General features: G+C 35.4%; 21 protein-coding genes and 2 tRNA genes. 4 read left to right on the top strand and 19 right to left on the bottom strand.

Going from position 1 to position 26,754, the window contains the following annotated elements; genetic code table 11:
• Positions 1 to 3 precede the first annotated feature (3 nt).
• The 9 genes from A8L32_RS05395 to tamL all read right to left on the bottom strand — a co-directional run bounded on the left by A8L32_RS05395 (position 4) and on the right by tamL (position 8,544).
• Positions 4 to 76, bottom strand: a tRNA-Gly gene (locus A8L32_RS05395).
• 85 nt (positions 77 to 161) lie between these two features.
• Positions 162 to 244: transfer RNA gene (locus A8L32_RS05390), tRNA-Tyr, on the bottom strand.
• A gap of 267 nt (positions 245 to 511) precedes the next feature.
• Positions 512 to 805 carry a ribosome hibernation-promoting factor, HPF/YfiA family gene (gene hpf, locus A8L32_RS05385; protein WP_066628575.1) on the bottom strand — a complete coding sequence of 98 codons (294 nt, stop codon included), beginning with the start codon at positions 803 to 805 and terminating at the stop codon, positions 512 to 514.
• Positions 806 to 823: 18 nt separating this feature from the next.
• Positions 824 to 1,702, bottom strand: a complete 879-nt coding sequence (locus A8L32_RS05380; RefSeq protein ID WP_066628574.1) for a tyrosine-type recombinase/integrase — start codon at positions 1,700 to 1,702, stop codon at positions 824 to 826.
• Between the two features lie 70 nt (positions 1,703 to 1,772).
• Positions 1,773 to 1,967 carry a 30S ribosomal protein S21 gene (gene rpsU, locus A8L32_RS05375; RefSeq protein ID WP_066628573.1) on the bottom strand — a complete coding sequence of 65 codons (195 nt, stop codon included), beginning with the start codon at positions 1,965 to 1,967 and terminating at the stop codon, positions 1,773 to 1,775.
• A gap of 200 nt (positions 1,968 to 2,167) precedes the next feature.
• Positions 2,168 to 3,217, bottom strand: coding sequence for a ComEA family DNA-binding protein (locus A8L32_RS05370; RefSeq protein ID WP_083631194.1), 1,050 nt, complete (start codon positions 3,215 to 3,217; stop codon positions 2,168 to 2,170).
• A gap of 100 nt (positions 3,218 to 3,317) precedes the next feature.
• Entirely contained in the window at positions 3,318 to 4,703 is a 1,386-nt protein-coding gene (locus A8L32_RS05365) for a sodium-dependent transporter (protein WP_066628567.1), read from the bottom strand.
• Between the two features lie 117 nt (positions 4,704 to 4,820).
• Positions 4,821 to 5,897, bottom strand: coding sequence for a class II fructose-bisphosphate aldolase (gene fbaA / locus A8L32_RS05360; RefSeq protein WP_066628564.1), 1,077 nt, complete (start codon positions 5,895 to 5,897; stop codon positions 4,821 to 4,823).
• A 289-nt stretch (positions 5,898 to 6,186) separates the two neighbouring features.
• Positions 6,187 to 8,544, bottom strand: coding sequence for a translocation and assembly module lipoprotein TamL (gene tamL / locus A8L32_RS05355; protein WP_233145458.1), 2,358 nt, complete (start codon positions 8,542 to 8,544; stop codon positions 6,187 to 6,189).
• A gap of 134 nt (positions 8,545 to 8,678) precedes the next feature.
• Here tamL and A8L32_RS05350 point away from each other — a divergent pair, with 134 nt between their 5' ends.
• Positions 8,679 to 9,437, top strand: coding sequence for a TrmH family RNA methyltransferase (locus A8L32_RS05350; RefSeq protein ID WP_066628561.1), 759 nt, complete (start codon positions 8,679 to 8,681; stop codon positions 9,435 to 9,437).
• Positions 9,438 to 9,476: 39 nt separating this feature from the next.
• On the opposite strand, the gene A8L32_RS05345 is transcribed toward A8L32_RS05350, so the two are convergent.
• The 5 genes from A8L32_RS05345 to purL form a co-directional block, all read right to left on the bottom strand.
• Positions 9,477 to 11,042 (bottom strand): NAD(P)/FAD-dependent oxidoreductase, encoded by a 1,566-nt coding sequence (locus A8L32_RS05345; RefSeq protein WP_066628560.1) that lies wholly within the window; start codon positions 11,040 to 11,042, stop codon positions 9,477 to 9,479.
• An 82-nt stretch (positions 11,043 to 11,124) separates the two neighbouring features.
• On the bottom strand, positions 11,125 to 11,850 hold the full coding sequence (porT, locus tag A8L32_RS05340; protein ID WP_066628558.1) for a type IX secretion/gliding motility protein PorT/SprT: 726 nt from the start codon (positions 11,848 to 11,850) through the stop codon (positions 11,125 to 11,127).
• Between the two features lie 83 nt (positions 11,851 to 11,933).
• Complete coding sequence (ubiE, locus tag A8L32_RS05335; RefSeq protein WP_066628556.1) at positions 11,934 to 12,656, bottom strand: bifunctional demethylmenaquinone methyltransferase/2-methoxy-6-polyprenyl-1,4-benzoquinol methylase UbiE; 723 nt, start codon at positions 12,654 to 12,656, stop codon at positions 11,934 to 11,936.
• Between the two features lie 200 nt (positions 12,657 to 12,856).
• Positions 12,857 to 13,360: a TlpA family protein disulfide reductase gene (locus A8L32_RS05330; protein ID WP_066628554.1), complete on the bottom strand. Its 504-nt coding sequence runs from the start codon at positions 13,358 to 13,360 to the stop codon at positions 12,857 to 12,859.
• A gap of 42 nt (positions 13,361 to 13,402) precedes the next feature.
• A complete protein-coding gene (gene purL, locus A8L32_RS05325) occupies positions 13,403 to 15,628 on the bottom strand; it encodes a phosphoribosylformylglycinamidine synthase subunit PurL (protein WP_066628552.1) in 2,226 nt (741 codons plus the stop codon).
• Positions 15,629 to 15,820: 192 nt separating this feature from the next.
• Here purL and A8L32_RS05320 point away from each other — a divergent pair, with 192 nt between their 5' ends.
• A complete protein-coding gene (locus A8L32_RS05320) occupies positions 15,821 to 16,579 on the top strand; it encodes an SDR family NAD(P)-dependent oxidoreductase (RefSeq protein WP_066628549.1) in 759 nt (252 codons plus the stop codon).
• 55 nt (positions 16,580 to 16,634) lie between these two features.
• Here the strand turns inward: A8L32_RS05320 and A8L32_RS05315 are convergent, their stop codons facing one another.
• From A8L32_RS05315 to A8L32_RS05300, 4 genes are all read right to left on the bottom strand, one after another.
• On the bottom strand, positions 16,635 to 17,624 hold the full coding sequence (locus A8L32_RS05315) for a DUF6588 family protein (protein ID WP_066628546.1): 990 nt from the start codon (positions 17,622 to 17,624) through the stop codon (positions 16,635 to 16,637).
• Positions 17,625 to 17,721: 97 nt separating this feature from the next.
• Positions 17,722 to 18,792, bottom strand: a complete 1,071-nt coding sequence (locus A8L32_RS05310) for a hypothetical protein (RefSeq protein ID WP_143525022.1) — start codon at positions 18,790 to 18,792, stop codon at positions 17,722 to 17,724.
• A gap of 168 nt (positions 18,793 to 18,960) precedes the next feature.
• On the bottom strand, positions 18,961 to 19,947 hold the full coding sequence (locus A8L32_RS05305; protein WP_233145457.1) for a DUF6588 family protein: 987 nt from the start codon (positions 19,945 to 19,947) through the stop codon (positions 18,961 to 18,963).
• Positions 19,948 to 19,976: 29 nt separating this feature from the next.
• Complete coding sequence (locus A8L32_RS05300) at positions 19,977 to 21,080, bottom strand: SPOR domain-containing protein (protein WP_066628536.1); 1,104 nt, start codon at positions 21,078 to 21,080, stop codon at positions 19,977 to 19,979.
• Positions 21,081 to 21,363: 283 nt separating this feature from the next.
• Here A8L32_RS05300 and A8L32_RS05295 point away from each other — a divergent pair, with 283 nt between their 5' ends.
• A complete protein-coding gene (locus A8L32_RS05295) occupies positions 21,364 to 23,403 on the top strand; it encodes a M3 family metallopeptidase (RefSeq protein WP_071797449.1) in 2,040 nt (679 codons plus the stop codon).
• Positions 23,404 to 23,474: 71 nt separating this feature from the next.
• On the opposite strand, the gene A8L32_RS05290 is transcribed toward A8L32_RS05295, so the two are convergent.
• Positions 23,475 to 24,482, bottom strand: a complete 1,008-nt coding sequence (locus A8L32_RS05290) for a substrate-binding domain-containing protein (RefSeq protein WP_083631191.1) — start codon at positions 24,480 to 24,482, stop codon at positions 23,475 to 23,477.
• A 356-nt stretch (positions 24,483 to 24,838) separates the two neighbouring features.
• On the opposite strand from A8L32_RS05290, the gene A8L32_RS05285 reads away from it, so the two are divergent.
• On the top strand, positions 24,839 to 26,749 hold the full coding sequence (locus tag A8L32_RS05285; protein ID WP_066628531.1) for a methyl-accepting chemotaxis protein: 1,911 nt from the start codon (positions 24,839 to 24,841) through the stop codon (positions 26,747 to 26,749).
• Positions 26,750 to 26,754: the final 5 nt, after the last annotated feature.

The following is a 26,754-nucleotide window of genomic DNA, read 5'->3' as shown; positions in this document are numbered from 1 at the left end:
TTGAGCGGGAGACGGGATTCAAACCCGCGACCCTTAGCGTGGAAGGCTAATGCTCTATCAGCTGAGCTACTCCCGCTTTTGATTCGGGGCTACAAAGGTAATGAATTATTAATCAAAAACTTCGCAAAACCCCGGATAATTTAAAACATTTCCGGTTCTTGTGGGAAGAGCAGGATTCGAACCTACGAAGACGAAAGTCAGCGGAGTTACAGTCCGCCCCAGTTGGCCACTTTGGTATCTTCCCAAATCACCTTTTCATTAAAAGGTCACTTTATTTCACTCAAGAGGCTGATCACTTTTCAACAACCAGCCACTCTATAACTTATTTTAGGTAGTAAAATTACATTCCTAAAACGGTGTGCAAATGTATAATATATTTCTTAAAGACAACAATAAAAATAGATTTTTTTTTACACCTTCAATGTAAATAATTAACCACCTCCATAATCATCCTAACACACAACACCTTACCACCAAACAAAAATGCAATTCAAACCTGATATCAACCAGATTATTTCACCTTTTCCTTCTTCTTAATCAACTGCTTTTTTAAAGCTCCACAACAAAGATCAATTGACTCCTCAAAAGATTTAGTTTGTTTTTTTGCAAACAAATCCGAACCTGGTACTTTCAAACCGATTTCCGCTACCTTGTTTTCTGATGATTCTGACTTATCTAGCTTAAGTATCACTTCTGCATCAATAATACCATCAAAAAAAACATCCAATTTATTTACTTTTTGCTCGATAAACTCTTTTAATTTATCTGCCGCATCAAATTTTACTGACTGAATTGTTACGTTCATATGAAATCCTCCAATTATTTAAGACCGCGGATGGGCCTGATTATATATATCAGTTATTTTCTCGAAACTACTATGCGTATACACTTCTGTCGCATTTAAATTCGAGTGTCCTAATAACTCTTTAATTGCATTTAAATCTGCTCCTGCATTCAATAATGAAGTTGCAAACGAGTGCCTCAAAACATGAGGGCTTTTTTTATGCAAAGTAGTAACTAAGCCTAAATACTTATTCACTACTCGATACACCAACTTATGATACACCTTTACACCTTTTGCCGTTACAAAAAATGCACCAACTTCACCAAACTCCGCATCTCGTACTCCAATATAACTCTTCACCAATTCAACCAACTCCTTATACATCGGAATTAAACGTTCCTTCTTAAATTTACCAGTTACTTTAACCAAGCCTTGTTTTAAATCAAAACATCGATCGGTTAAATTAACCAACTCAGATAAGCGCATACCTGAACCGTAAAACAATTCAAGAATCAATTTATCTCTAACACCTTCAAAATCGTTTGCAAATGGAATATCATCCAACAAATGATTCATTTCAGCATCACGTACAAATACAGGAAGTTTTTTCGGAATCTTAGGAGTGACCACTCCATCAACAGGACTTACCTCAACAACACCTTCTCTCATTTGAAATCTGAAAAAAGATTTTAAGGCTGTAATTTTTCTACTCACACTTTTGGGTGCCATTCCATCATCTACCAACTTCACCACCCATCGCCTCACAAACTTTGTTGTGATAGAACCTATCTCTCTTACCTCTTTATCTTCACAAAAAGATAAAAATTGTTCGAGATCGCAGCGATATGATATAAGCGTATGCTCCGAACTGCGCTTCTCGAACTCTAAATATTTTAAAAACGATTGAATCGAAATCATCCAAGGTCACATCTTACTTTTCCGTAAAAACGAATATACAAAAATTACAGTAAAACGACCTAGACAAAGCCTACATTTCTTCGTTTTGCTGTAATTGCTGAACGTAGATAGCCTTCTTTACTTCCTCTCTTCTTTCAATAGAAGGCTTTGTAAAAGCCTGACGTGAACGTAACTCGCGCATAGCACCAGTCTTTTCGAATTTTCTTTTGAATTTCTTCAATGCTCTCTCAATGTTCTCGCCTTCTTTAATTGGAATAACAATCATAATTTTCTCTTTTTATTTTTTTTATTTGCGTACAAATTCATTTACTAACCATCAAATAATCAAAACATTCCAAAGACTAAAACGGTAACACCTTAATTATTTGCGGGTACAAAGAAACTAAAGATTATCGATAGCAACAAATAATCGTTTATTTTTTTTCTCAACCCACTCAAAAACACTTATAAACAAGACTTAACCATTCACTTCAGATAAGGCTTAACCCTGCTCCAATCATACTCTTTTATAGATCCCAGACTTAGCACCATGGTTTCATTTACATTTTCATTCTTTCTGTACAGGTTTTTTAATTCTTTTGCTTGCTTATAATTGATATATGGATGTTTCGAAATTAACGATAAATTCATATTTCTTATATCCAGCTTTATTACCAAAGCTCCATTCACTGTTAAGCTCGACTCTAACTGCTTAAATAATTCATCCGATATACCGTAAACCTCCGCAAATTGCTCCTTATTAAGAAAACCACCCAAAGCATTCCTGAACTTTATTATTCTATTTGCCAGTTTATCACCAATACCTGGTAAGCGTTTTAAATCATCAACAGCAGCAGTATTCAATTCAATAAGCAACTTAGCCCTTTGCTTTTCCTCATATTTCTTACTTCCATTTTTACGAAGCCACCCTAGTAGTTGAGTATCGGAATATTCTTCCACTTTGTATAGAGGTAATGATTTTTTGATATAATAATTAGTTATAAACTCTTTAGCCTCTTTACGAATAACAGCAGAACTAATTTGCTCAGACCAAAACCCATCCCCTACTTTGTTAAAATTAACCCAATGTATTTCTTTAGTTACATTACGATCAATACGCTTCGATTTAGTAGGAATATTAATATATGGCTCAACTCTCAAATAAAGTGTTGAATCCATCCCGTAAACTTTTAATAAATCCGATTTCGTCTTGAAGTCTCCTATCTTCTCTCTATACCCCATAAAGGATTTAAGTTGATAATTAGAAAAGCCTAAAAGAACAAGCTCTCCCTCTCCCACTTGATTTGGATTGAAGAAAAACAAGGTATCTTTAATTACATCTGTATTTTCGGAAACTAATTTATCATTTAAAGACTTTACTCGAGTAATAAATTCATCATCCGTAGTTGTTGTTACAAAATACCAGGTCCAATAAGGCATCGTAAACCGTACCATTAGCAATACAAAAATCAGTATTAAAAGGACAACAATCCCTTTCTGTTCACTACGGGTATAAAGGAAGAAATTTTTCCACATAAATTAGGTATTATGTTTGACATACCTAATTTAGTATTTATATGGAATGAATAAAAGTATTTTAATTAAGAAAAAGTAGGGTTGAGTTTAAAAAAACACATTACCACGGCATGATATCCAACTCTAAATAAATCTCTAAGTTTTCAACTATACCATAAACCAATACTATAAAAATAGCAATTGGGGCAATATATCTAAGCGAAACAAACAACACATTAATATAGTTAACTTTGAATCGACCACCACTCGACAACTCTTCTTCTGTTCGTTGCTTACCAAAGTACCAACCAACAAACAACGCAATTAACAACCCTCCTAATGGTAAAAATACATTGGATGCGAAAAAATCGAGTGTATCAAAAAGGTTTTTACCCATAAACACTGAAGTATTTAATACACCCATAGATAAAGAACAAAACACACCAACTAAAGCAGTCGTACTGCCTGCAATAAGCGTAGCTGTCTTACGCTTCATCTTAAACTCCTCTACAAAGAAAGTGACAATAACTTCTAGAATGGAGATAGAAGATGTTAATGCCGCAACACCTAAAAGTACGAAAAACAACACTGAGAAAAACTGCCCTCCAGGCATCTGCTGAAATACATTTGGTAAGGTTATAAACACAAGACCTGGACCTTTTCCAGGCGCAATATCGAAGGCAAAAACGGCAGGCATAATTACAATAGCCGCTAAAATTGCAATTAAAGTATCGGCCATGGATACCTGAAATGCAGTCCTACCAATGTTATTAGATTTTTTCACGTAAGAACCGTAAGTAATTAAGGTACCCATTCCTAAACTTAAAGAAAAGAAGGCATGCCCCAATGCATTTAAAACACCATCCATAGTGAATTTAGAAAAATCAGGCTTAAATAAAAATGCTAGCCCTTTCTCCGCGCCAGGCAAGGTTACTGATCGCACTACCAAAACAAGTAAAATTATAACCAGCAATGGCATTAATATTTTAGAATATTTTTCAATTCCTTTTTGCACACCTAGTAATACTATACCAGCCGTAACAATCATAAATATAGATTGCCAAACAACGGGCAGTATAGGTTTTTCGATAAAGGATACAAATAAGCTTTCAAATTCCTGAGGTGTTTTATCCACCAGATTTCCTAAACAAGATTCGGCTGCATAATGAAAGGACCAACCAGCCACAACACCATAAAACGATAAAATTAAATAAGCCGCAATCACTCCAAATAATCCAGTTATTCTCCAAGAAGAATTAGGAGCTAAAGCCTTAAAAGAACCAAAAGCATTTTTTTGCGCTTTTCTTCCTATCATAAACTCCGAAATCATAATAGGCAAACCTATTACAATAATAAAACCAAGATATACAAATAAAAATGCACCTCCACCGTACTCTCCAGCGATATATGGAAACTTCCAAATATTACCCAACCCGACTGCTGAACCTGCCGCTGCAGCAATTACTCCAAACTTACTTGTAAATAAATCTCTATTCTGATCTCCCATTTGAGCTTATAATAATACTATCAATAAAATTCGGGGCTAAAAAACAAAAAAAAGGCATAAAAACAAAGCCCCCATCTAAATGATGAGGGCTTCGTTATATATTATTATTGATTTGTACTATAGTACATCAATACAGTTTAGGTCGCTAAATGCAACTTTCAATCTCTCTACTAAAGAAACTTGACCTTTACGTAACCAAACGCGAGGGTCATAATATTTCTTATTTGGCTTATCGTCACCATCTGGGTTACCGATTTGCCCTTGTAAGTAATCGCGATTTTCAGCTTCAAAAACACGGATACCATCCCAAGTAGCCCATTGTGTATCAGTATCAATGTTCATTTTGATAGCACCGTAACTGATTGACTCACGAATTTCTTCTAAAGTAGAACCTGATCCACCGTGGAATACAAAGTTTACAGGGTTAGAACCCAAACCATGCTTCTCAGCGATGAACTTTTGTGAGTTATCAAGAATTTTTGGAGTTAAAACAACGTTACCAGGCTTATATACACCGTGTACGTTACCAAACGAAGCAGCAATAGTGAAGTTAGGTCCAACTTGACTTAATACTTCATAAGCTTGATTTACTTCTTCTGGCTGAGTATAAAGAAGAGCGTTATCAACTTCAGAGTTGTCAACACCATCTTCCTCACCACCTGTGATACCTAACTCAATCTCGATAGTCATACCGATTTTGTTCATTCTCTCGAAGTACTGCTTACAGATTTCAAGGTTTTCCTCTAAAGGCTCCTCTGAAAGGTCAAGCATGTGTGAGCTGAAAAGAGGCTTTCCAGTTTCTTCGAAATGCTTTTCACCTGCATCTAAAAGTCCGTCGATCCAAGGAAGTAATTTTTTAGCAGCATGGTCAGTATGTAAAATTACTGGCACACCATAAGCCTCAGCTACCATGTGAACGTGCTTAGCAGCAGAAACAGCTCCTAAAACTTGTCCTTGTTGTCCTTCTAGACCGATACCTTTACCTGCGTAAAATGCAGCACCACCGTTTGACAACTGGATGATTACTGGAGAATTAACTACTTTTGCAGCTTCAATAACTCCGTTGATAGAATCAGTACCAACAACGTTTACAGCTGGTAATGCAAAACCATTCTCCTTAGCAACTTGGAATAACTTGCTTACGTCGTCACCAGTTACTACACCTGGCTTAACAACATCCAAAACTTTTTTCATTGCGTCTATTATTTAAAATTTAGAGACCTCCTGTCATAGTTAACAGGTAATATTTATTAAAAATATACTATTTCAATTCCAATAAGGCACCAAAGTCTTTGATAAACTTCACCTTGCAATTTTAAATCAACTCATCTTTCAATGACTTATTTTAAAATTATTGCGCAAAAGTACAAAATAAAACCAATTTATAAGCGCAAAATCAAAAGGGTTTTATATCTAAACATGATAATTGTTAGTTTTTTACTCTAGCTTCATTCGCTTAAAACCAGCTAAACGATAGCGGTTTTTAGAACGGATAACCAATGGCAAAATTAAATGCAAAATCATCCCAAGTATATGACCGATTACCTATCAGCCATTTATTTGGCCTTCTACCATTATCTCCAACCGGATAATCAATAGGATCTCTTAATTTCATACCTGTATCAAGTCTGAAAATAAAATAACTAACATCAAACCTAACACCAACACCAGTACCAACAGCCAATTTATCTCCAAAATCCTTAAACTTAAATAAAGCACTTTCATCTGGACTAATATCCTCTCTAATGGTATATATATTACCTACATCCAAAAACAAAGCTCCTTCTAACAGCCAAAAAAGTTTAAATCGATACTCTGCATTCCATTCAATTTTAATATCCCCAGTTTGGTTGTAATAACTTGCTTGAGGATCGTAAAAAGAACCTGGACCTAAACCTCTCACGGGCCAAGCACGAATACTATTAGCCCCTCCCGAAATATATCTTTTTTCGAACGGCAATACATCCAAGTTACCGTAAGGATAACCTACACCTAAATAAAATCGGTAAGCAAAACTATTGATTTGGTTTAAGTAATGGTGATACCTTACATCAATATCACTTTGAATATACTGCGCATATCTAACCCCAAACACTTCCTTATAACTAACCGAGCTACCATCATCATTTTCAACCTCCACATCCTTTCCAATTGCCTTTGCATATAGGTTTAGAAAATTTCCTGCCTCCTCTATAGTCCAATTAAAGTACCAGAAATTTTTACGCTTATTAAGTTCCTGCTCATTATAAACATAAGAATAAGAGGTGCTTGATATTAAGTGATCCTCATATGAATAGCGTAAATAAGTATTTTCTATTTCAGACCAAAACAAACTATCTACCTTAGGGATAGTTACGAAATTAATACCTAAAGGAGTAAAAATGTGGGATACTTTTTGATTAGATCTCCATAAATAACTAATTTTTGCATTAGCTATTGTTCTGGTATAATCAGGTCTTTGTTGATAATTATACGCAACCGACAATGATGTTTTAGGGTTATATCTTTGACGGAATCTTTCTACTTTAAATGGCATCCAGAATTTAGGAAAAACAATGCTCACCTCTGTTCCTAATTCAATTGTACTAAATAGGTCTTTGTCTCTATCGTACTGACTTTGCCATGATCCACCAAAACGAAAAGCAAACTCCTCTGCACCTTTAAAGATATTTTTATGACCGTATTTAAAATTACCCCCAGCACCAAAGTTTCCTGAAGAATTCGTTCCTTCAACATCCACCGAATAAGACTGATACTTGGCCGGAACTAATTGAATTTGGCAATCTAACCATTTATCACCTTCACTGGACGATTCTGAATCTGGAGCTTCTGTTTCTACAAATCGGATATTAACATATCTATATAATTTTAAACTAGAGAGTAGAGCCTGAGTACGATCCACCAACTCCTCTTGGTACAATTGTCCAGGTTGTATATGACTTGAGCTATACAACACTTCTGGATTAACCTCAATTTCATCCAAATACAAAAAATGAGTATCATTGATTATCAAGGTATCAAATTGATTAAAATAATCTTCTTTCTCGGTAATTGCCCTATGAGTATCGTACCCCATTCTATAAAATACATCCTTAATACGATATTTCGAATGGACAAAAGTAGTATCCTTATTACGGGAAAGGTTTTTCTTAGCATTTTTAATGATGATAGAATCATTAACCTGAAAATTACCAATAGAACTATCTGCCTTAAAATATACAAACTCCTTTGAAAAGCTGTAAAAACCCTTATTTCGTAAACTAGAAGTAATCCTTTCCCTTTCCTTGTCGTGCATATTAACATCAAAAGGTTTTCCTTCTTTTAGCAAACTCTCATTCTCATCCTCTAAAACAATTTTCTCTAATACAGGATCCTCTGCCCTAAAACCGACATTACTTAAGCGAAATCTTTCACCCTCAGCAATATCATATATTACTTTTACTTTCTTTTTAGATACATATAGTAAAGTATCGGATACACTTGCGTGGAAATAACCCTTGTTTTCAAGGTATGTTTTTAATAAATCAGTTGATTGTTCCGCTAAACTAGCATCGTACAAAACTGGTGCTTCACCTATTCTTCTTAACCACTTATTTAAATTCTTTGAAGTATCTTTTCCTGCTAAATTGTATAACCCCAATTGAAATTTTAAAGCACCTAAAATTTTCAGGTTTTCCTTTTGCTTAACAAAAGGCGTAAGTTTAGTGCTCGAGAGTTCGTTTGGCTTCCCTTTGATGATTACTTTTTTTAGTAGATACTCATCTTCGGGAACATTTTTAACTGCACTACAACCATGAATCAGTATGGCAAGGATGATTATATAATATATATGAAATTTCAACGGCTTCTAACTTTCCTATAACGAGCTTAATTGTGTAGAAAGATAAAATTCTTTGCTCCTTTAAGCTAATTTTTACGCAAAAGTATTTAAATACATCGGAATAAAGTAAATTTGTCGTCAACTATCTAAAAAAAATGATCAATCAAAATAAAATAAAGCTTATCAGCTCCCTCAATAAAAAAAAATACAGGGAGCAACATCAACTTTTTATTGCTGAAGGAGAGAAGTTAGTTTTAGACTTAATTAATTCTAAGCTTAATATTTCTGAAGTTTTTATTAGAGATAATTGGAATGGGAACAAAATCATTCCAACCGGAATTACAACTACACACACCACAGAGCAGTATCTAAAAAAAATAAGCCAACTCAAAACAGCTCCACCTATTATAGCTTTATGTTCTATGCCTAAAAAGAATTTGGCAGACATAAACTTCAGTAATGATCTATGCATTGCCTTGGACGATATTCAAGACCCCGGGAATTTAGGTACAATCATAAGACTAGCGGACTGGTTTGGAATAAAAAATATCGTTTGTTCGCAAAATACAGTTGACGTTTATAATCCTAAAGTTATTCAAGCGACCATGGGAGCAATAGCTAGAGTCAACATTCACTATACAGACATAGAGGAGTTATTAATTGAACAACAAAAACAACAAGTGCCTATTTATGGTACATTCTTAGATGGTGAAGATATTTACTCCAATAAATTAAGTCCAAGTGGAATTATTGTTATGGGTAATGAAGGCAAAGGCATTTCTCCTGCCATAGAGCAGTACGTTGATTCAAAACTACTCATCCCATCATTCTCAACTAATCTGGATAAATCAGAATCTTTAAATGTATCCACAGCAACCGCCATAACACTATCTGAATTTAAACGAAGAATATAAACTGCCAGGAATTAGCCAATAGCAGTTAGTTATTGGCTTTTAATTTCCAAACATACGATCAACTGCATCCGCACATTTTTCGCCATCTATGGCTGAGGATGCAATTCCTCCTGCATATCCTGCCCCTTCACCACAAGGGAATAATCCCTTTATTTGCACGTGCTCCAAAGTCATCGGATCGCGCGGAACACGCACAGGCGATGAAGTGCGTGACTCGGTTCCTAATATAATGGCCTCTGAATCGATAAAACCGTTGGCCCATTTCCCAAACTGCTTAAAGCCTTCTTGTAGTCTACCGGCAATCTGATCTGGCAATATAAAATGCAATGGAGAAGCAATAGTACCCGGTACATAAGATGTTTCTGGTAAATCAAAAGACAACTTTCCTTCAACAAAATCGGTTAAACGTTGAGCAGGAGCTATCAAATTTTTCCCTCCATTAATATAACATAAACGCTCTACTTCTTTTTGGTATTCTAATCCAGCCAAAACGCCATGCTGCTTAAATTCATCTGGAATATCCTCTGGACGAATTTCGACAACCATACCCGAATTGGCAAAAGGCGAATTTCTTTTGGATGGCGACATTCCATTCACTACCATTTCATTCTCTCCAGTCATAGCTGGAACAATAAAACCTCCAGGACACATGCAAAAAGAGTAAACTCCACGCTCTTGAACCTGACAAGAAAAATTATAAGATGCCGCTGGTAAATACTCTCCTCTTCCATCTGGCGAATTATACTGAATCTGATCAATAAGTTCTTGTGGATGCTCTACTCGTACACCCATAGCCCAGGTTTTTGCTTCTAATTCAACCGCCCTATTTTTAAGCATGGCATATACATCACGCGCCGAATGTCCTGTAGCCAAAATTATCGCTTTAGCTTTTATAGTTGTACCATCTTTCAACACTACTCCTTGGGCCTCCTGATTCTCAATAACAATATCTGTAACGGTAGAATTAAACAAAACCTCACCGCCAGCAGCTATAATGGATTCTCTTATACTCTTAATCACTTGCGGCAAGCGATCGGTTCCTATATGAGGGTGAGAATCTACTAAAATATCATCTTGAGCTCCATGAAAATGAAGCACATTAAGCATTTTTTTAAAATCACCTCTTTTTGTACTTCGTGTATATAATTTCCCATCTGAAAAAGTACCAGCTCCACCTTCTCCAAAGGCATAATTCGAGTCTGGATTAACGGGATTGTTTCTATTTAAGAGAGCCAAATCTTTTTTACGCTCATTTACATCCTTTCCTCGTTCTAATACGATAGGTTTATATCCTAACTCGATTAAACGTAAAGCAGCAAATAATCCTCCTGGACCAGCACCTACCACTAGCACCTCAGGCTTAGTACTTACATCTTGATATTCGAAAGTAGCAAAGGTTTGTGCCGGAGCGGCAACGTTAGCATACACATCTAAATATAGCTGAACCATTACCTGACGTTGGCGAGCATCTATCGATCTTTTGCGAACTCTTATGCAAGTAATCTTATCAGGATGCACCTTCATTTTTTTCGCTACTATATCTTTATAATACTTCTCGCTCGAAGCCTCTTCTGGAGTTAACCTTAACGCTATATCTTTCTTCATCCCTTTTATTTGATGCGCAAAGATAATGATTTATCGTACTTAGGGGAGTTATCGTGACAATGCTTTTAAAAGAAAATTAATTCTATTCAAAATAGAAGGACAATACAAATATTCTAGAGGTTAATCTATCAATAGCTTGCGTATACGGTAAGTCTATCGCATCTCCTGTACCCTCGTGATTTAGAACATCGCTCATACCTACAGAGATTTTTAATTCTGTAGATAATCGAAAGTAATTTAAGTACGAATCGAAACCTGCACCCACTTCATAATAGAAATCGAAGGCATTTAGTAATATTCCACTTTGCTTTTTCTTGGCTAAATCACAACGTGTATTTATCCCAGCTACTATGTATGGTTTAAAGTTATGGTTTCTATCGCCCCCGTATTTTATCATGATGGGAGCTTCAATAAAAGTAGATTTTATCTGCAAAGGTTCATCTTCTTGCACCCCATTAGAATCTATAAAAGTTAAATCGCGTTGTCCAAACGAAATACCAGGAAGAATACGTAAGCTCAAATTCTTGCGTAAACGAAAGCTAGTGACAATACCTAGGTTAATACCTGGTTGCAGACTAAGCATTTCAGCATATCTTGGATTATCACCATTCTCTGGTGTTGATGCACCTGAATGTAAAATATTAAAATTCATCGTATTTAAACCAATCAAGAAACCAAAGTGAACTGGTTTCTCATCAAAACCTTTTAAGTTTGCCACTAACTTGTTTTTATCCTTTTGTGCATTAACACTTAAGGTGAAAGCAAATAAAAGAACACAAACTAAAAATTGATGAATACTGATTTTCATAATTACCAAATTACCCGTACTAAATGAATTTATACCCCTGTTACTAAATAACTATTTATTCTATCATTTATTGTTTGCTACCATTACTTGTGGGCAAAATATATGGTAGCCACACCAAAGGTCTGTTTCCAGACTCTTTCGCTGGTAAAACCAGCCTTTTCTAATTCTGCCACAAACGCTTTTCCTTCAGGGAAAGCAGCTACAGATTCAGGTAAATAAGTATAGGCTGCTTTATCTTTAGATAGGATACCACCCCACCAAGGTAAAATTTTTGTGGAATAAACCTTATAAATCTGTTTAAACGGAAATGCGCTTGGATTAGAAAACTCTAATACCATAAACTTACCACCATCCTTCAACACCCTATTAATTTCTTGTAAACCTTTTTGTAGATTTTCAAAATTACGAACTCCAAAAGCAACCATAGCAGCATCAAATTCTTCATCCTTAAATGGAAGATTTTCAGAATCTCCTTCAACCATTGAAATAATATGGTCCAGATTCTTACGCTGCATCTTCTCCGCACCTACTTTTAGCATTTCTGGCGATAAATCTAAACCAACCACCCTCGTTGGGCTTAATCGCATTGAAGCAATGGCCAAGTCACCTGTTCCTGTTGCAATATCAAGTATTTCGGGAGATTGAATACCTTTAAATAAATTGATTGCCCTTCGCCTCCAGATTTTATCTATACCCATAGATAAAAAATGATTTAAAAAATCATATTTAGGAGCAATATTATTAAACATGCTCTTAATCTGATTTTTCTTGCCTTCTTCGGAGGATTTATATGGTTTAACCGTCATCTATCAGGATTTTATATTCCTACGTAACTATTAAGCTGCTAACGCATACTAATTACCACGTAATATATTTTATAATTTCAGCTCGCAAAAATACAATAGAAATTAGATTTATTATACTGTACTATAAAAAAGAAACACTTTAAGCTGTAAATAAAACCTACTTACCGCCTAAAGTGTTATTCATAATATTGTAAAATTCCTTACTTCTTCAATTCAGCCTTTAAAAGCTTAATCATTTTTTCAAACTCAACAGGAGCAAATCCTATAGAGGCATAAATCACTTCACCTTCTCTGTTGATCAAATAGTTTCGTGGAATAGATTGTGTTGCAAAGAGACTAAAAGCGCTTCGGTCTGTATCTGCATAAAAAGGCATAGTATACTTACCATCCTTAAACTTCTTTAATTCCGTTACAGAATGCTCTCTGCCTACTATCATTAATTCAAAATCTTTGTGAGACTTAAATGAATTCCAAATTTGTTCCTCAACATGAGGCAGTTCTTTTTTGCATGGCGGACACCATGTGGCAAAAAAGTTGATCAACACAACTTTTCCTTTTAAGTCTTCAGAATTCAGCTCTCCTTTTTCTGATTGTACTTTAAATTTGGGCAGATGATCTCCTTCTTTAATTAATGACGAATCATCTTGGGCCTGAACCTGCAATACTATTACTGCAAGCATTAATAACATTATTATCTTCTTCACTTCAATTATATTTTCAGAAAGTTCACTTCACCTTCTTTTAGTTTATTCTTCATCTAACCAACTCTTTAATAATCCGGAGAATTTTTCTTTATAATCTTTTATAAAACCAAAAGACTCATCATCAATTCTAATTTCGCCTTTTGTTACATGACCTAATGCAGAGAATTTTGCTCCTGCATCCAACATGAAATCAATAAAATCATCTTGCTTTTCAGAAGCCACTGTAACTACAATTCTACTCTGTGACTCACCAAATAAAAATGCATCTTTACGAACTTCAGCATGACTTGTAATATCAAAACCAAAATTAAGCGGCAAGGATGATTCTAACAAATTAAAAAACAAACCTCCTGCAGATACATCATGTACCGATCGAGCCAAGTCCTTTCTGATTATCTGCTTCACAAGCTCCTGCACTTCAAGCTCCTCTTCAATATTAAAATACGGAGCCGCATGACTTTTTTGCTGATGATAGAAGTTAAGATATTCCGAAGCGTTAATGTCATCTCTTGATTTTCCGATTAAGAATATCATATCACCTTTTCGCTTAAAAGTAAGCACTGTGTGATGATCTTGTGATTCTACATCTCCAACCATCCCAACTACTGGGCAAGGTGTAATAGGAATCAACCGCCCTTCCTCAGAACGCTGATTATAAAAACTTACATTTCCACTAACTACTGGCGTATTAAACTTTTTACACGCCTCGGACAAGCCCTCAACCGCTCTTGTAAATTGCCAATACACTTCTGGATCGTAAGGGTTACCAAAATTTAAACAATCTGTAATTGCCAATGGCACTCCGCCACCACATATTATATTACGCGCAGCTTCGGCTACAGCAATTTGCGTTCCCACAAAAGGATCTGCTTCAACATATAAGGCATTACAATCTACCGTTAAGGCCAATGTTTTATCCGCCTCATCAATATATACAAACGATGCATCCGAAGGGTATTTATTACTTAATGAATCATGCTGAAGAGATTGATCAAAAGTATCTGTCAAATACTCCTTCGACACCAGGTTTAAGTTACTCATCATTTTATCCACCACTTCTTGGTAATGATCTGGCTCAACAACATCATCAATTTTTAATGCTTTTATCTCATTCTGTACAGGCTCCTGTATATCCCTATCGTAAATTGGCGAATTGCCTCCTAAACCAACATATGAAACAGGAATCTCTGCAACCAGCTCATGTTCATTCATGCAAATTAAAGTATCCCCAGGCATTACAACTCCAACTGTTGACAATGCCAAAGGCAATGGTTGCAATAATTCAGAAACTTGATCTAGGTTGTCTTTCTCAACACAAACCAACATCCTACCCCACGTTTCTGACAAAAGAATTTCTCTATTCGACATTCCTTTATCTCGTGTAGGAATTTTATGGCAGCTAAGCTCTATGGCAGACTTACCTCGGGCCGCCATTTCGGTAGCCGCTCCTACAATTCCTCCTGCTCCAACGGTTTGTATCCCTACTATTAATTTATTATCGTTTAATACCTTCACTGCTTCCAGTAAACTTTTTTCAACTGTGGAATCCATCATCTGTTCCATGGTAAAAGCTGCTGCTCCGCTTTCAGAAACAAAATCTGCAGAAAAAGCGTCATTATCTACTCCTTCAGCTCCGGTTAGCGCCCCAAGTAAGAGAACAACATTTCCTTCTCCTTTTGCTACACCAGAAATTAAATCTTCTTTTTTTGCTACTCCAACAGTTAAATTATTAACTATGGGACTAGAATTAAAACCTGCATCAAAAACAACCTCTCCGCCAATCACAGGAACTTTCATGTTCTCTTCAATATTCTTAATCCCTTTAATTACCTCAGAAAATAACCAACGAGCCGTATCTCTCTCTGAATCGCCAAATCGCAACGAATCAAGAAAAGCTACAGGTCTAGCCCCCATAGAAAACACATCTCTATTAACAATTCTTAATCCTGTTAATGCCCCTAGCCTAGGTTGTATTGAACAGGGGTGGTTGTGCGACTCAATTTTAAAAACACAAACATAACCGTCGCCTATATCAACCGCACCAGCAGATTCATCTCCTGCCTCTACAATAACTTTATCTCCCGTTTTTGGTAATTTACCAAGCCACTTCAATGAATTCTTATAAGAGGCATGCTCCGTCCAAAGTCGGGAGAATATCTCTAACTCTATTTCATTTGGATCTCTTTTTAATATTTCCGATATCAAATCTAATTCGGATTGAGTTAAATTATAATTTTGCGCTTGGATACTAGAATCACCTTTGTTCATGGTATATATATTTGATGCTTGAGCTGATAAATTACAAACTTTTTTTTGTCATATCCTTACAGTAACAAGTTAAGAATATTGACCATTTGAAAGTATAAAAAAAATACTTAAAACAAAAGTTAGAAAAGTCATCTCAACTAGCTCTATTTTTTAATAATATTGTAATGTTTAACAGACTTCAATTATAAACACATGAATAAAATCGCTTTAATAACAGGAGCCACCTCTGGAATAGGAGAAGCAACTTCTAGAACATTATCTAATCTTAAATATAATTTGATTATTACAGGACGAAGGGAAGATCGTTTAGCCAAGATTAAACAGGAACTTGAATCAAACTATGGCAATTCTGTTTTAACTCTTTGTTTCGATATTCAACTAGAAAATGAAACGAGTGAAGCCTTAGCTAACATCCCATCTAAATGGAGAAAGATTGATGTTTTAATAAACAACGCTGGATTAGCATCAGGAACCGAAAAAGTATACGAAGAGGCTTGGGATAAATGGTCGCAGATGATTGACACTAATATTAAGGGCTTACTTTTTTTATCGAAAGAAATTATAAAATGGATGGTTCCTCGAAAAACAGGACACATTGTGAATATTTCATCTATTGCAGGAATTAATGTATATGAAGGAGGTAGCATTTATTGTGCTAGTAAACATGCAGTAAATGCGATTACCAAAGGAATGCGAATTGATTTACTCAAACACAACATCAGAGTTACTTCTATTTCACCAGGTATGGTTGATACAGAGTTTTCATTGGTAAGATTTGGTGGAGACGAAACACAAGCCCAAAATGTATATCAGGGTGTTACGCCTCTTTCAGCTATTGACGTTGCCGAGTCGATAGAATTTGTAGTTACAAGACCACCCCATGTAAACATTAACGACATATTAATTATGCCTACTCAGCAAGCAGACGCCTATAACACATATAGAAAATAGATAAACAACATTAAGGCTTGAGCATTGATTCGAGCCTTGCTGTTATAACTATAAATTACCTGAATGCCACACCTGCACCGATGTTAAAAGTTCCATATTCCCCGGGTGTATAACCTACAAAAAGGTCAACAAAGCCAAGCTTAGCTTTAACCCCAATATCAAACTGAAATTCGCCATACTTATACGATACACTTATCGGATCCTGCTCTTCCTGCTCAAGGTTCACATCACCCACAAAATAAAGCCCTTTTAAATTATAATCTACATTGGTAGAACCATAACCTATTCCCATATACGCTGATAGAACAGGTACATCAATACCCACTAACAACTTACCTGAATACCCCGAGACAACCCCTTTTAATAGTTGGTTACTAGATACAGCAGATGGATATTCGACATCCAATGTATTTGATGCAAAAGAATAAGCTCCAAAAACAGACAAAGACAAAGTAGGTATATCTTCTAACACAGGAATATAATCTTTTATTCCATGTTTTATACCCAAACCGTATTGAGATACTTTTCCGATATCAGATTTATTTAGATAAGGCATTAATTTCAACCTTATTTCGGTATTATATGGCAACCCAATTCCTCCCGTAATAACAGGTAAAGATAAACGATCAACACTTTCTCCTTTTGGAAGAAGAACCTCTCTACCATTTTCTTTACTCTTTACCTCAGGGTTTGAGTTGGTTACCCCAGCCACATTTGCAGCTATCGAAAAGCTTCCATCTTTAACAGTATAATATTGATTAAAATCAGGAATCTCTGAGAGATAATAACCTCTTTTATTAGTTGGTGTTTGTGTAACAGAAAAATTCAAATCTACATCAAAACCCATAAAACGATGTGTTTTTGCTGTAGTGTACCAACCCGACTTTAAATTACTATTCATCATTTGAGCCAATGGCTTTAAGTATTCAGACGCCATAGAATTAGAAACTTCTGGCATTTGAACAAAATCTACTACATCTTTTTGTCCTTTTACAACAAAAAAATTAAGACTTGCTACTACAAATAGATTAATAATAAATTTCATCTGTCAATATTTTATTTTTTACGGTCAGATGGAACTACCAACAGGTACACTATCCTAGTGTAAGAATACTTTTATCGTGCTTGTTCCATAATTAAGCTTAGTTTTTTTTACCATTGGATAATAACCAAGACTTAGCTTCACTTAATGAAATTCTATCTTTATTCTTATAAGCCACTACATATCCTTTTGTTTTGGAAGCAGTTAATGCTCTTTTTGCTTCATTTAGAGTAAAAAACTTACCAAAGCTATACCTATACCAACCATCTCCTTGGTTTTCGATGATAGGATGATTGCCTTTATAAACCAATTTCACTCTACTCTCACTCACCGTTTTTCTATCAGCCATTATCTGAACCGTATAATAAACCTCATCCTTGACTACTTGTTTTGTTTCTTCTAAAACAGTTTCTTTTTTTTCCTCGACAGGAACTTTATTCTCAATTACAATTGGTGTTTTTTGTTCAGGATTTTGTTGCACAGTTTTTTTACTTTCTACAATTGAAGCAGCCTCTATCACTTTTTCCTGCTTAGGTTCCGTTACATGAATTTCGTTTACTGCAACCTCTATCGGCTGTTCCTGCTTTTGAATAGAATCTGAAGAAGATGCAATTTTGCTGTGCCATTTATCTTTAGCGATATACACTAAGGCCTGTTGTGAGAACAACACAGCTTTTTGATAATATTGATTTGAGCTATGGATTAAACTTCCACCTTTACTGAGCCCTCCAACAGCTTTACTTTTATTTCTTTCCAACAATGCATCTCTGAGAAGGTTAGAGATGGAATCATTTAAGCCCTCAACTTCAGTTTCAAACAAGCCTGTTCCATGATTAATATAATTGGAGATATAACTACGATAAACCTCTACTTTACTTTCAAAGCCTGTTTTGTAATAGTCATTAGTGTCATATAGAAGCCTGCCTATTTTTTTACCCACGTACATATTCTTCGAAAGCTCAATATAATTAGGCATCTTTTGGAAAAGACTATCCTTTTCTCCAGTACTATAGTCAGCAAAAAGAATTTCGTTCCCTTGATTTAAATATGAATTTGCTTTTTCAATCTTATACCTATCTTCTTTGCTTAAAAAACGATTTACTTTATGTACATCATATTGTGCATTAAGCATAGATTCAAACACGATAAACAAGATGAATATCGAAATCATTTTTCGAATACGAATTCGAAAAGTCCAAGCATAAGTAGGTATAAACATAAAATAGCAACGGGATTACCAGAAAACCATATAAATTAAGGAAAAAAAAGAGACTTTGCAAAAAGTCTCTTTAGTATTAAACACACAAAGGTATTTATTTAGTCTTAAAAAATTTTGCTATTACCTAAAGCTAATTCCAACACCAGCTGTTACTGCATTATATTCTCCCAAGGTATAATCAGCATGTAGAGCAAAAACACCCAGTCGGATGCGCATACCAACATTCATATCAAAGGTATTGGTTGCGTAAGATACTTGAATATGTTCCCCATTAGTGTCGCCAAAATAATCGCCTAATACATCGAAATCACTTGAAGAATGACCATAACCTAGTCCTCCATAAAAAGCAACAACTGGTAAATTAGCTCCAATTAACAATCGTGTCGTATAAGCCGATGCAGCTAAATCTAAAGAGCCATTTTCTAATAAATCAGGAACCGTCCCAACGTCTGCTGTTCCTTTAAAGCTGGTATATCCAACCAAAACAGACATATTTAAAACGGGAACATGCTTTACTCCTGGAATATATTCTTTTACATCTTTTTGCACACCTAAGCCCCATAAACCAAACTTACCAGCACTTCCAATTTCTATTTCTGGCGCAAAACGCCCTTTAACTTCAAACCCCATAGGTAATCCGACACCAACAGTAACCATTGGAGTAACCAAATAGTCCATTCCTGAACCATTGGGCATAGTAAAATCTGCTTCAGTTCCTCCAGGAACACCCTTAGGTTTTAACACTGGTCGATTATCCATATCTCCAGCAACAGTAGGTGTTATTGAGTGATTTGGATCTAACAACTCATAAGTTTGCAGTTGATCGCTAAAACTACTAATATCAAAAGTTGTTGCACTTGAGGGTGCCATCGTGTAAGTTCCTGTTAAGGTTATATCAAAGCCCAACATTTTATGTGGTTTAGCAGAAGTGTACCAGCCAGAATTTAGACTTGAGCCTAAAATTTCTCCATATGGTTGCAAATATGGTTGTGCTAAAACGTTAGCATCCTTAATCCCTGCATTTAACAGCGCTCCAATATCTATTTGACCGTATCCTCTAGCACTTGCAGTCAAAACAATACATGTTATTATAATTAACCTCTTCATATCTATCTTAGTTTTGTACATTATATCTTTTACTGGTCATTTGCAGCTTTAGCCATCTCCGCCGCCCTGCGCGTAGATATACGTTCTTCATTTAAATAAGCAACCACATACCCTTCCATTCCTGATCGTTCCTTCATTTGATTGGCTTCTTCTAATGTTTTAAAGCGACCAAAACTATACCTAAACCAACCATCTGCCTGATGTTTCACCACCTCAAATGGGCCATCATACAAGCTATTTAATCTATCCTTAGGTACTAGCTGTTTCTCTGCTAAAAACTGAACTGAAAAATACAAATTTGCAACCTCTTTTTCCTCTACCAACTCTTCTGTAATCACCACAGGAACTACTGAAACGGTATCTGTTATAGTTAATGTAGAATCTGCAATTACGGCCAACGTATCCATCGCCAATGTGTCTGTCGTTAAGGAATCAACTACTAAACTATCTGCTTGATGAGCTACTGAATCCGTGAGCAACACTGCAGCCGTTACAGCAGTTATTGGAGCAAGAGGCACCTCAGGTTGACCTATTAGAGAATCATTTTCCATCGTAAGCTCTTCTTCCGCCACCATTTCTTCTTGTTCCTCTATAGGCTCAACCAACTCCTCGGATTGATTTACATTTCCTAAAGCTTTTATAAGATTATCAATGGCATTCCCTTGCGACTTATTGGCATCAAACATATATTCAACTGCAGTATTTACATCTGATTCATTAGATGATTTTCTTCTCATCTTACGACCAAAATCATAATCACCTTTTGCCTCAGTCATTAATACATTTGCCTCACTCCCAACCTGTCCGCTTTTAACAGCTTTAGTTGAAGCTTTTTTATACGCTTTATATTTCTTTGTATATCCCTCTTTAAAATAAGAAGCGGAAGTAATAATTATTCGATTCGATTTTGTTTCGTAACGCCTTAATCTACGTTTTGAGCCACTTTCTTCAGCAGCCTTAATTTTGTCGGCATACTTTTCTTTTTTATCTACAATAGATTGAGCTTTATTAATCTTACGATCTGCTCTCTCAACCTTATTTTTATCTCCTGAAGATAAAACTGAGCTTTCCTGAGCCTGAAGCGATAAGCTACCTAATACAATAGCCAGTAGATTCAATAGTAATATTCTCATGTTATAATTTTCCCTTGATGAGTAATGCGTGTTTAAATCATAGTTGGTAGGTGTGCTAAAGTCTTTCTACTTTATTTATGGTATGATGTTTCAAAAACGGTAAAGAATAAGCAATAATAGGCCTAAAAACATGCGCAAAACTTACTAATATCATTTATTAAAATAGGACAACTCCATAACTTGCAGCCTCAAAACAAATTTTAGACATATGAAACCATTTTTATTTTTTAGTTGTTTACTTTGCATCTCCATTTTTATGGGCAGTTGTAATCAAAAAAGCAATATGAACAATAATCCATTATTACAAGATTTTAAAACGGTACATCAAACACCTCCGTTTAATCAAATAAAAACAGAACATTACCTACCTGCTTTCACGGAAGCTATTGAAAATGCTAAGAAAGACATCGCAGAAATTGTAGACGCAAAACAAGAGCCTACTTTTGAAAACACTATTTTGGCTTTAGAATATGCAGGCGAACAACTCAATACGGTTTCAAGCATCTTTTTTAATTTAAACTCGGCAGAAACTAATGAAGAAATTCAGACTATAGCACGAGATGTTTCTCCAATGCTTACTGATTATTCTAACGATATTGTTTTAAACGAAACACTTTTTGCTAAAGTAAAATCTGTTTATGACAATCGATCGGCATTGGCTTTAGACGAAGAGCAAATAAAGCTTTTGGAAGACACCTATAAAGGTTTTGAAAGAAAAGGTGCTTTATTGGAAGGTGATGATAAAGAGCACTATAGAGCTATAACATCAGAATTAAGTAAACTAACACTTCAGTTTGGTGAAAATGTATTAGCGGAGACCAATGCATATCAACTTCATATAACTAAAGAAGAGGAATTAGCTGGATTGCCAGATGCGCTCAAATCTGCAGCAGCAGAAATTGCTAAAAACGAAGAAAAGGAAGGCTGGATATTTACCTTACAATATCCCAGTTACGTTCCTTTTATGAAATATGCCGATAATAGAGCGCTTAGAGAAGAGCTATATATGGCTTTTGCTACAAGAGCTAATCACAACAATGAGCACGATAACAAAGAGATAGTTACTAAAATAGTAAACCTTAGATTAGAAAAGGCGAAATTATTAGGCTACGAAAATCATGCTCAATTTGTACTAGAAGAGCGTATGGCTAAAACGCCTGCCAAAGTAAATGCATTTCTGCAGGATTTATTAGACCGCTCTATTGGTTTTGCACAAGATGAAGTTGAAGAAGTAGCCACTTATGCTAAAAAGCATGGCTTAAATGATGATTTACAGAGATGGGATTTTAGTTATTACTCAGAAAAAGTAAAAGCCGAAAAATTTGACTTTACCGAACAAATGACCAAGCCATACTTTCAGCTAGAAAATGTGGTTGATGGTGTATTTAACTTAGCTCAAACGCTATACGGAATTACCTTTAAAGAAAATAAGGATATTCCTGTTTATCACGAAGAAGTGAAAGCATACGAAGTATTGGACGAAAAAGGCAAATACTTATCTATTTTGTACGTTGATTTCTTCCCAAGAAGCGGAAAGCAAGGTGGTGCATGGATGACAACCTACGGAGAGCAATATATTAAGGATGGTAACAATGTTCGTCCATTTGTATCCTTAGTATGTAATTTCAGTAGACCTACTGAAGATGCGCCTTCATTATTAACACACAATGAAGTAACCACTTTCCTACACGAGTTTGGCCATGGTTTACATGGTATGTTAGCCAATACTACTTATAAAAGCCAGAGCGGAACAAGTGTATATCGCGATTTTGTTGAGCTTCCTTCTCAAATATTAGAGAACTGGGGAACCGAAAAAGAATGGTTAGAGAAAGTAGGTAAACATTACAAAACGGGAGAAGCGATTCCTGATGAGTTAGTAGATAAAATACTAGCTGCAGCAAATTTCCAAAGTGGGTATTTAAGCGTTCGCCAGCTTTCATTTGGCATGACAGATATGGCTTGGCATGGCATCGACAAACCGTTTAACGAAGATGTTATTGATTTTGAGAAATCAGCCATGCTTAAAACAGAGCTCTTCCCTGAAGTTGAAGGAGCCTGTTTCAGTTCGGCATTTTCTCACATCTTTGCAGGAGGATATGCAGCCGGATATTACGGATACAAATGGGCAGAAGTTTTAGATGCTGATGCCTTTAGCGTATTTAAGCAAAATGGTATTTTTGATAAAGCTACTGCTGCATCTTTTAGAGAAAACATTTTATCTAAAGGTGGTACTAAACACCCAATGGATTTATACGTTGCCTTTAGAGGACAAGAACCTACGTTAGATGCACTAATGGAAAGAAGTGATTTAGTAAAAAAATAAGAAACTCATATTTTTGAGTACAGAGAAAGGATGCTTCACACGAGGCATCCTTTTCTTTTTAAACAGATATCTTAATTATAAAGCTCTTGCTTAGTATAAAAACCTGAATTAATTAAAACTTCATCAATATTATCCTTAGTAACTGCTATTGAGTTTACCCTATTTGTAGGAACATCAATTGTACCATTATATTCGCTACTATTCACAAAATCCTTTAGCTTACTACCTTTAGTCATTTCAATGGCAATTTCAGCTCCTTTTTCAGCAATCGTTTTTAACGGATGAAACACAGTCATCAGCTGATCTCCATTAATTACATTCTTACAAGCTTCCAATTCCGCATCCTGTCCAGTAACAACTACATTATCCTCAATACCATGCTTTTTAAGTACCTCAATAACTGCAGAAGACATTCCATCATAAGCGGCAACAACTGCATCTATATCATGCCCATGTAAAGATAAGACTTTCTCCATTTCAAAAGCAGCTATCGTAGGATTCCATTTTTCTATAAAAGTGGAATAAACCAGATTTACGTCCTTACTATCCACCTTGGGTTTTAAATATTTCAATAGAGCTGTTTGTAAATCCTCCCCATTCTTATCAAACTTATCTCCACCTAAAATCACATAATTACCCGTTGGCTTTTCTTTTACAACGGCATCCACCATCACTTTTCCAATTAAGTCATTATTACTGGCCACAAAAAAATCAACTTCACAATTTTTGATCATTCTGTTGTAAGCCATAACAGGAATACTTTCAGCCTGAGCATTTCGAACCATAACTGCAGCCGTGTTTACATTTGCCGCAATAATAACCAAGGCATCAACACCTAATTCTATTAATTCATTGCACTGGTCAATCTGTTTTGATTCATCATTCGAAGCAGTCTTAATAATTACCTCAACACCTTTATCGGCACAATACTGTTTAAAATAATTACTTTCCTTATTAAATCTATCTGTTTCTTTTGAAGGATATAAAAACCCAATTGTAGTGGTCCCTTTTTCATTACATCCAGTAATAATCACTAGTACTAATAAAAGAACAATTGTAAAACCTTTTTTCATCTCCATAGAAATTTAAATTTAGTTTAATTTACAAAACACAAATATTTATCTACATACTTATCAGCACAATACTACACTTACGCGATCAACATTACTTGAGTGAGCTGATTTAATAGATAGCAAATTCATGCGTTATAATCATTATCAAAGCTGATACAAATCTAATCATTTAAGGCATTTCACAAATAGGTAAATTACTACCCATTTATTTTACGATACTTTTAACAAAAAAAAATTTAATTAATGCCATAATAAAAGAAACATTTTTTAACATTGTACGTAAAATCTTGACCCCCCAACCCAAGCAACAATCATTTGGAAAATTTATTGGAAAACATTTACTAATTGTAATTTGGAGTTTTATGACTTGGAGAGATCTTAAGATTAGAGACAAAGTTGGCATTGGCTTTGGGACGGTCATCCTATTAACCATTGTGTCCAGCACAATATTATTAATAAACCTACTTAGAGTAGATAAGGAAATTAATGCACTCTCAAACCGATATATACCTTCGGTCAATGAGTCTTCTAAAATGAATCATTTTTGGGACAAATCAAGAGGATATGTTGATGCTTACGACATATCTAACAATCCATTTTATGATGCGGAAGCAGATAAAAACCTAGAAAGTTTTATGCAAGCTTTAGATAAACTCATCGCACTATCTGATAGTACTACTGAAAATAAAGGAGTTAATCTAATACACTTACAACAGGTTGCTAATAAATTTAAAGATAGAAAAAGCAAATCAAGTCAAAACAGCGCTCTAGTTCGCAACCAACTGCAATCCATTCAACAACTCAACTCCGAACTAAATACAGTTGGGCTTAAGTACAAAGGGTCATTTGCAACACAAAAAGCACTTGCCCAAGCAAATCACTTACAAGTGCAAATTATAACTAATACAACAATTACAGATATTGATGCAATAAACGCACTTGAGGAGCAAGCTGAAACTCTTAACAACCTAACAGGAGCTCCACGCGAAATAAAAGAACTACTGAACGAGGTTAGTAACTCCATTACTGCTTTTATTCCTAATTACAAAAAAGCAAAACTAAGTGAATTAGAAAAATATGAGAGCGCAAAAGAATTAATGTGGGAAGTACGAAAAGCATCTGAACTTGGCCTGGATTATTTACTTGAAATGGGAGAAAATAGTGCAGCCATTGTTAATCAGGAGAAACAAATATTAATAGGATCCATTATTCTTGTATTATTATTCGGCATTAGCCTAAGCTTCTTTTTAGCTAATTCCATCAGTAAACCATTGGTTAAAGGAATTGCTTTGGCAGAACAAGCCGCGAAAGGAGATTTAAATGTTTCTTTCTCATCGGATAGTAAGGATGAAGTGGGGCGTTTATCGGCAGCTTTAAATACCATGGTTAGTAATGTACGAACAGTCGTAAACGAAATTAGTGCTAGTGCTGCTAAAATGGTTAGTGCTAGTGAAAAGCTCAGCCAAGAATCAACCGAACTAAGTGAAGGTGCCAGCGAGCAAGCTTCAGCTGCCGAAGAGGTTTCTTCATCAATGGAGGAAATGTATGCTAACATTCAACAAAATACAGACAATAGTAAGGAAACAGAACGTATTGCTGTGAATGCAGTTGAAGGCATGAAAATTAGCAACAATAGCTCAGAGGAAGCAAAAACCTATTTAGAAAATATCACCGCAAAGATTTCTATCATTGGCGATATTGCTTTTCAAACTAACATATTAGCGTTAAATGCAGCTGTGGAAGCCGCTAGAGCGGGACAAGAAGGTCGTGGATTTGCAGTAGTCGCATCAGAAGTTCGTAAGCTTGCAGAAAGAAGTCAGGAAGCTGCAAATGAGATTAACACCGCTTCTCAAAGTACTTTAAATAGCTCAACAGAGGCATATAGTAATTTATTACAGATAACGCCAGAAATTGAAAAAACAGCCACTTTAGTGCAAGAGATAACTAGCGCTTCATTGGAACAGGTTGCAGGAGTTGAGCAAATTAACAATGCATTGCAGCAGTTAAATCAAATTACACAACGTAATGCCTCTAATTCTGAAGAAATAAATACCGCAGCCAAGGAGTTAGAACAACTATCTTACCTATTGAAAAAATCTATTTCTGTTTTTACTGGAGATGCGAACATAGGCAACCAAGAGACTGTTCATCCCCATATAGAAAATGCACCTAAAATTAAATCAACAAACAAAATCCCCAAACCTAGTCAAAAAGAAAAACCTTTAATTGATTTGGGTAAAGAGATGAGTAATGAAGAATATGAAACTTTTTAACAAAT

The organism is Labilibacter marinus (assembly GCF_001659685.2).
In the GTDB taxonomy this organism is placed as follows: domain Bacteria; phylum Bacteroidota; class Bacteroidia; order Bacteroidales; family Marinilabiliaceae; genus Saccharicrinis; species Saccharicrinis marinus.
This window is presented reverse-complemented; position numbering and strand designations above follow the sequence as displayed.

Bases quoted from the DNA above. Each gene is read 5' to 3' on its own strand.
- hpf (WP_066628575.1), bottom strand. From the start codon at position 805: ATGAACGTAACAATTCAGTCAGTAAAATTTGATGCGGCAGATAAATTA.
- A8L32_RS05380 (WP_066628574.1), bottom strand. From the start codon at position 1,702: ATGATTTCGATTCAATCGTTTTTAAAATATTTAGAGTTCGAGAAGCGC.
- rpsU (WP_066628573.1), bottom strand. From the start codon at position 1,967: ATGATTGTTATTCCAATTAAAGAAGGCGAGAACATTGAGAGAGCATTG.
- A8L32_RS05370 (WP_083631194.1), bottom strand. From the start codon at position 3,217: ATGTGGAAAAATTTCTTCCTTTATACCCGTAGTGAACAGAAAGGGATT.
- A8L32_RS05365 (WP_066628567.1), bottom strand. From the start codon at position 4,703: ATGGGAGATCAGAATAGAGATTTATTTACAAGTAAGTTTGGAGTAATT.
- fbaA (WP_066628564.1), bottom strand. From the start codon at position 5,897: ATGAAAAAAGTTTTGGATGTTGTTAAGCCAGGTGTAGTAACTGGTGAC.
- A8L32_RS05350 (WP_066628561.1), top strand. From the start codon at position 8,679: ATGATCAATCAAAATAAAATAAAGCTTATCAGCTCCCTCAATAAAAAA.
- A8L32_RS05345 (WP_066628560.1), bottom strand. From the start codon at position 11,042: ATGAAGAAAGATATAGCGTTAAGGTTAACTCCAGAAGAGGCTTCGAGC.
- porT (WP_066628558.1), bottom strand. From the start codon at position 11,850: ATGAAAATCAGTATTCATCAATTTTTAGTTTGTGTTCTTTTATTTGCT.
- ubiE (WP_066628556.1), bottom strand. From the start codon at position 12,656: ATGACGGTTAAACCATATAAATCCTCCGAAGAAGGCAAGAAAAATCAG.
- purL (WP_066628552.1), bottom strand. From the start codon at position 15,628: ATGAACAAAGGTGATTCTAGTATCCAAGCGCAAAATTATAATTTAACT.
- A8L32_RS05320 (WP_066628549.1), top strand. From the start codon at position 15,821: ATGAATAAAATCGCTTTAATAACAGGAGCCACCTCTGGAATAGGAGAA.
- A8L32_RS05315 (WP_066628546.1), bottom strand. From the start codon at position 17,624: ATGAAATTTATTATTAATCTATTTGTAGTAGCAAGTCTTAATTTTTTT.
- A8L32_RS05310 (WP_143525022.1), bottom strand. From the start codon at position 18,792: ATGATTTCGATATTCATCTTGTTTATCGTGTTTGAATCTATGCTTAAT.
- A8L32_RS05305 (WP_233145457.1), bottom strand. From the start codon at position 19,947: ATGAAGAGGTTAATTATAATAACATGTATTGTTTTGACTGCAAGTGCT.
- A8L32_RS05300 (WP_066628536.1), bottom strand. From the start codon at position 21,080: ATGAGAATATTACTATTGAATCTACTGGCTATTGTATTAGGTAGCTTA.
- A8L32_RS05295 (WP_071797449.1), top strand. From the start codon at position 21,364: ATGAACAATAATCCATTATTACAAGATTTTAAAACGGTACATCAAACA.
- A8L32_RS05290 (WP_083631191.1), bottom strand. From the start codon at position 24,482: ATGGAGATGAAAAAAGGTTTTACAATTGTTCTTTTATTAGTACTAGTG.
- A8L32_RS05285 (WP_066628531.1), top strand. From the start codon at position 24,839: ATGACTTGGAGAGATCTTAAGATTAGAGACAAAGTTGGCATTGGCTTT.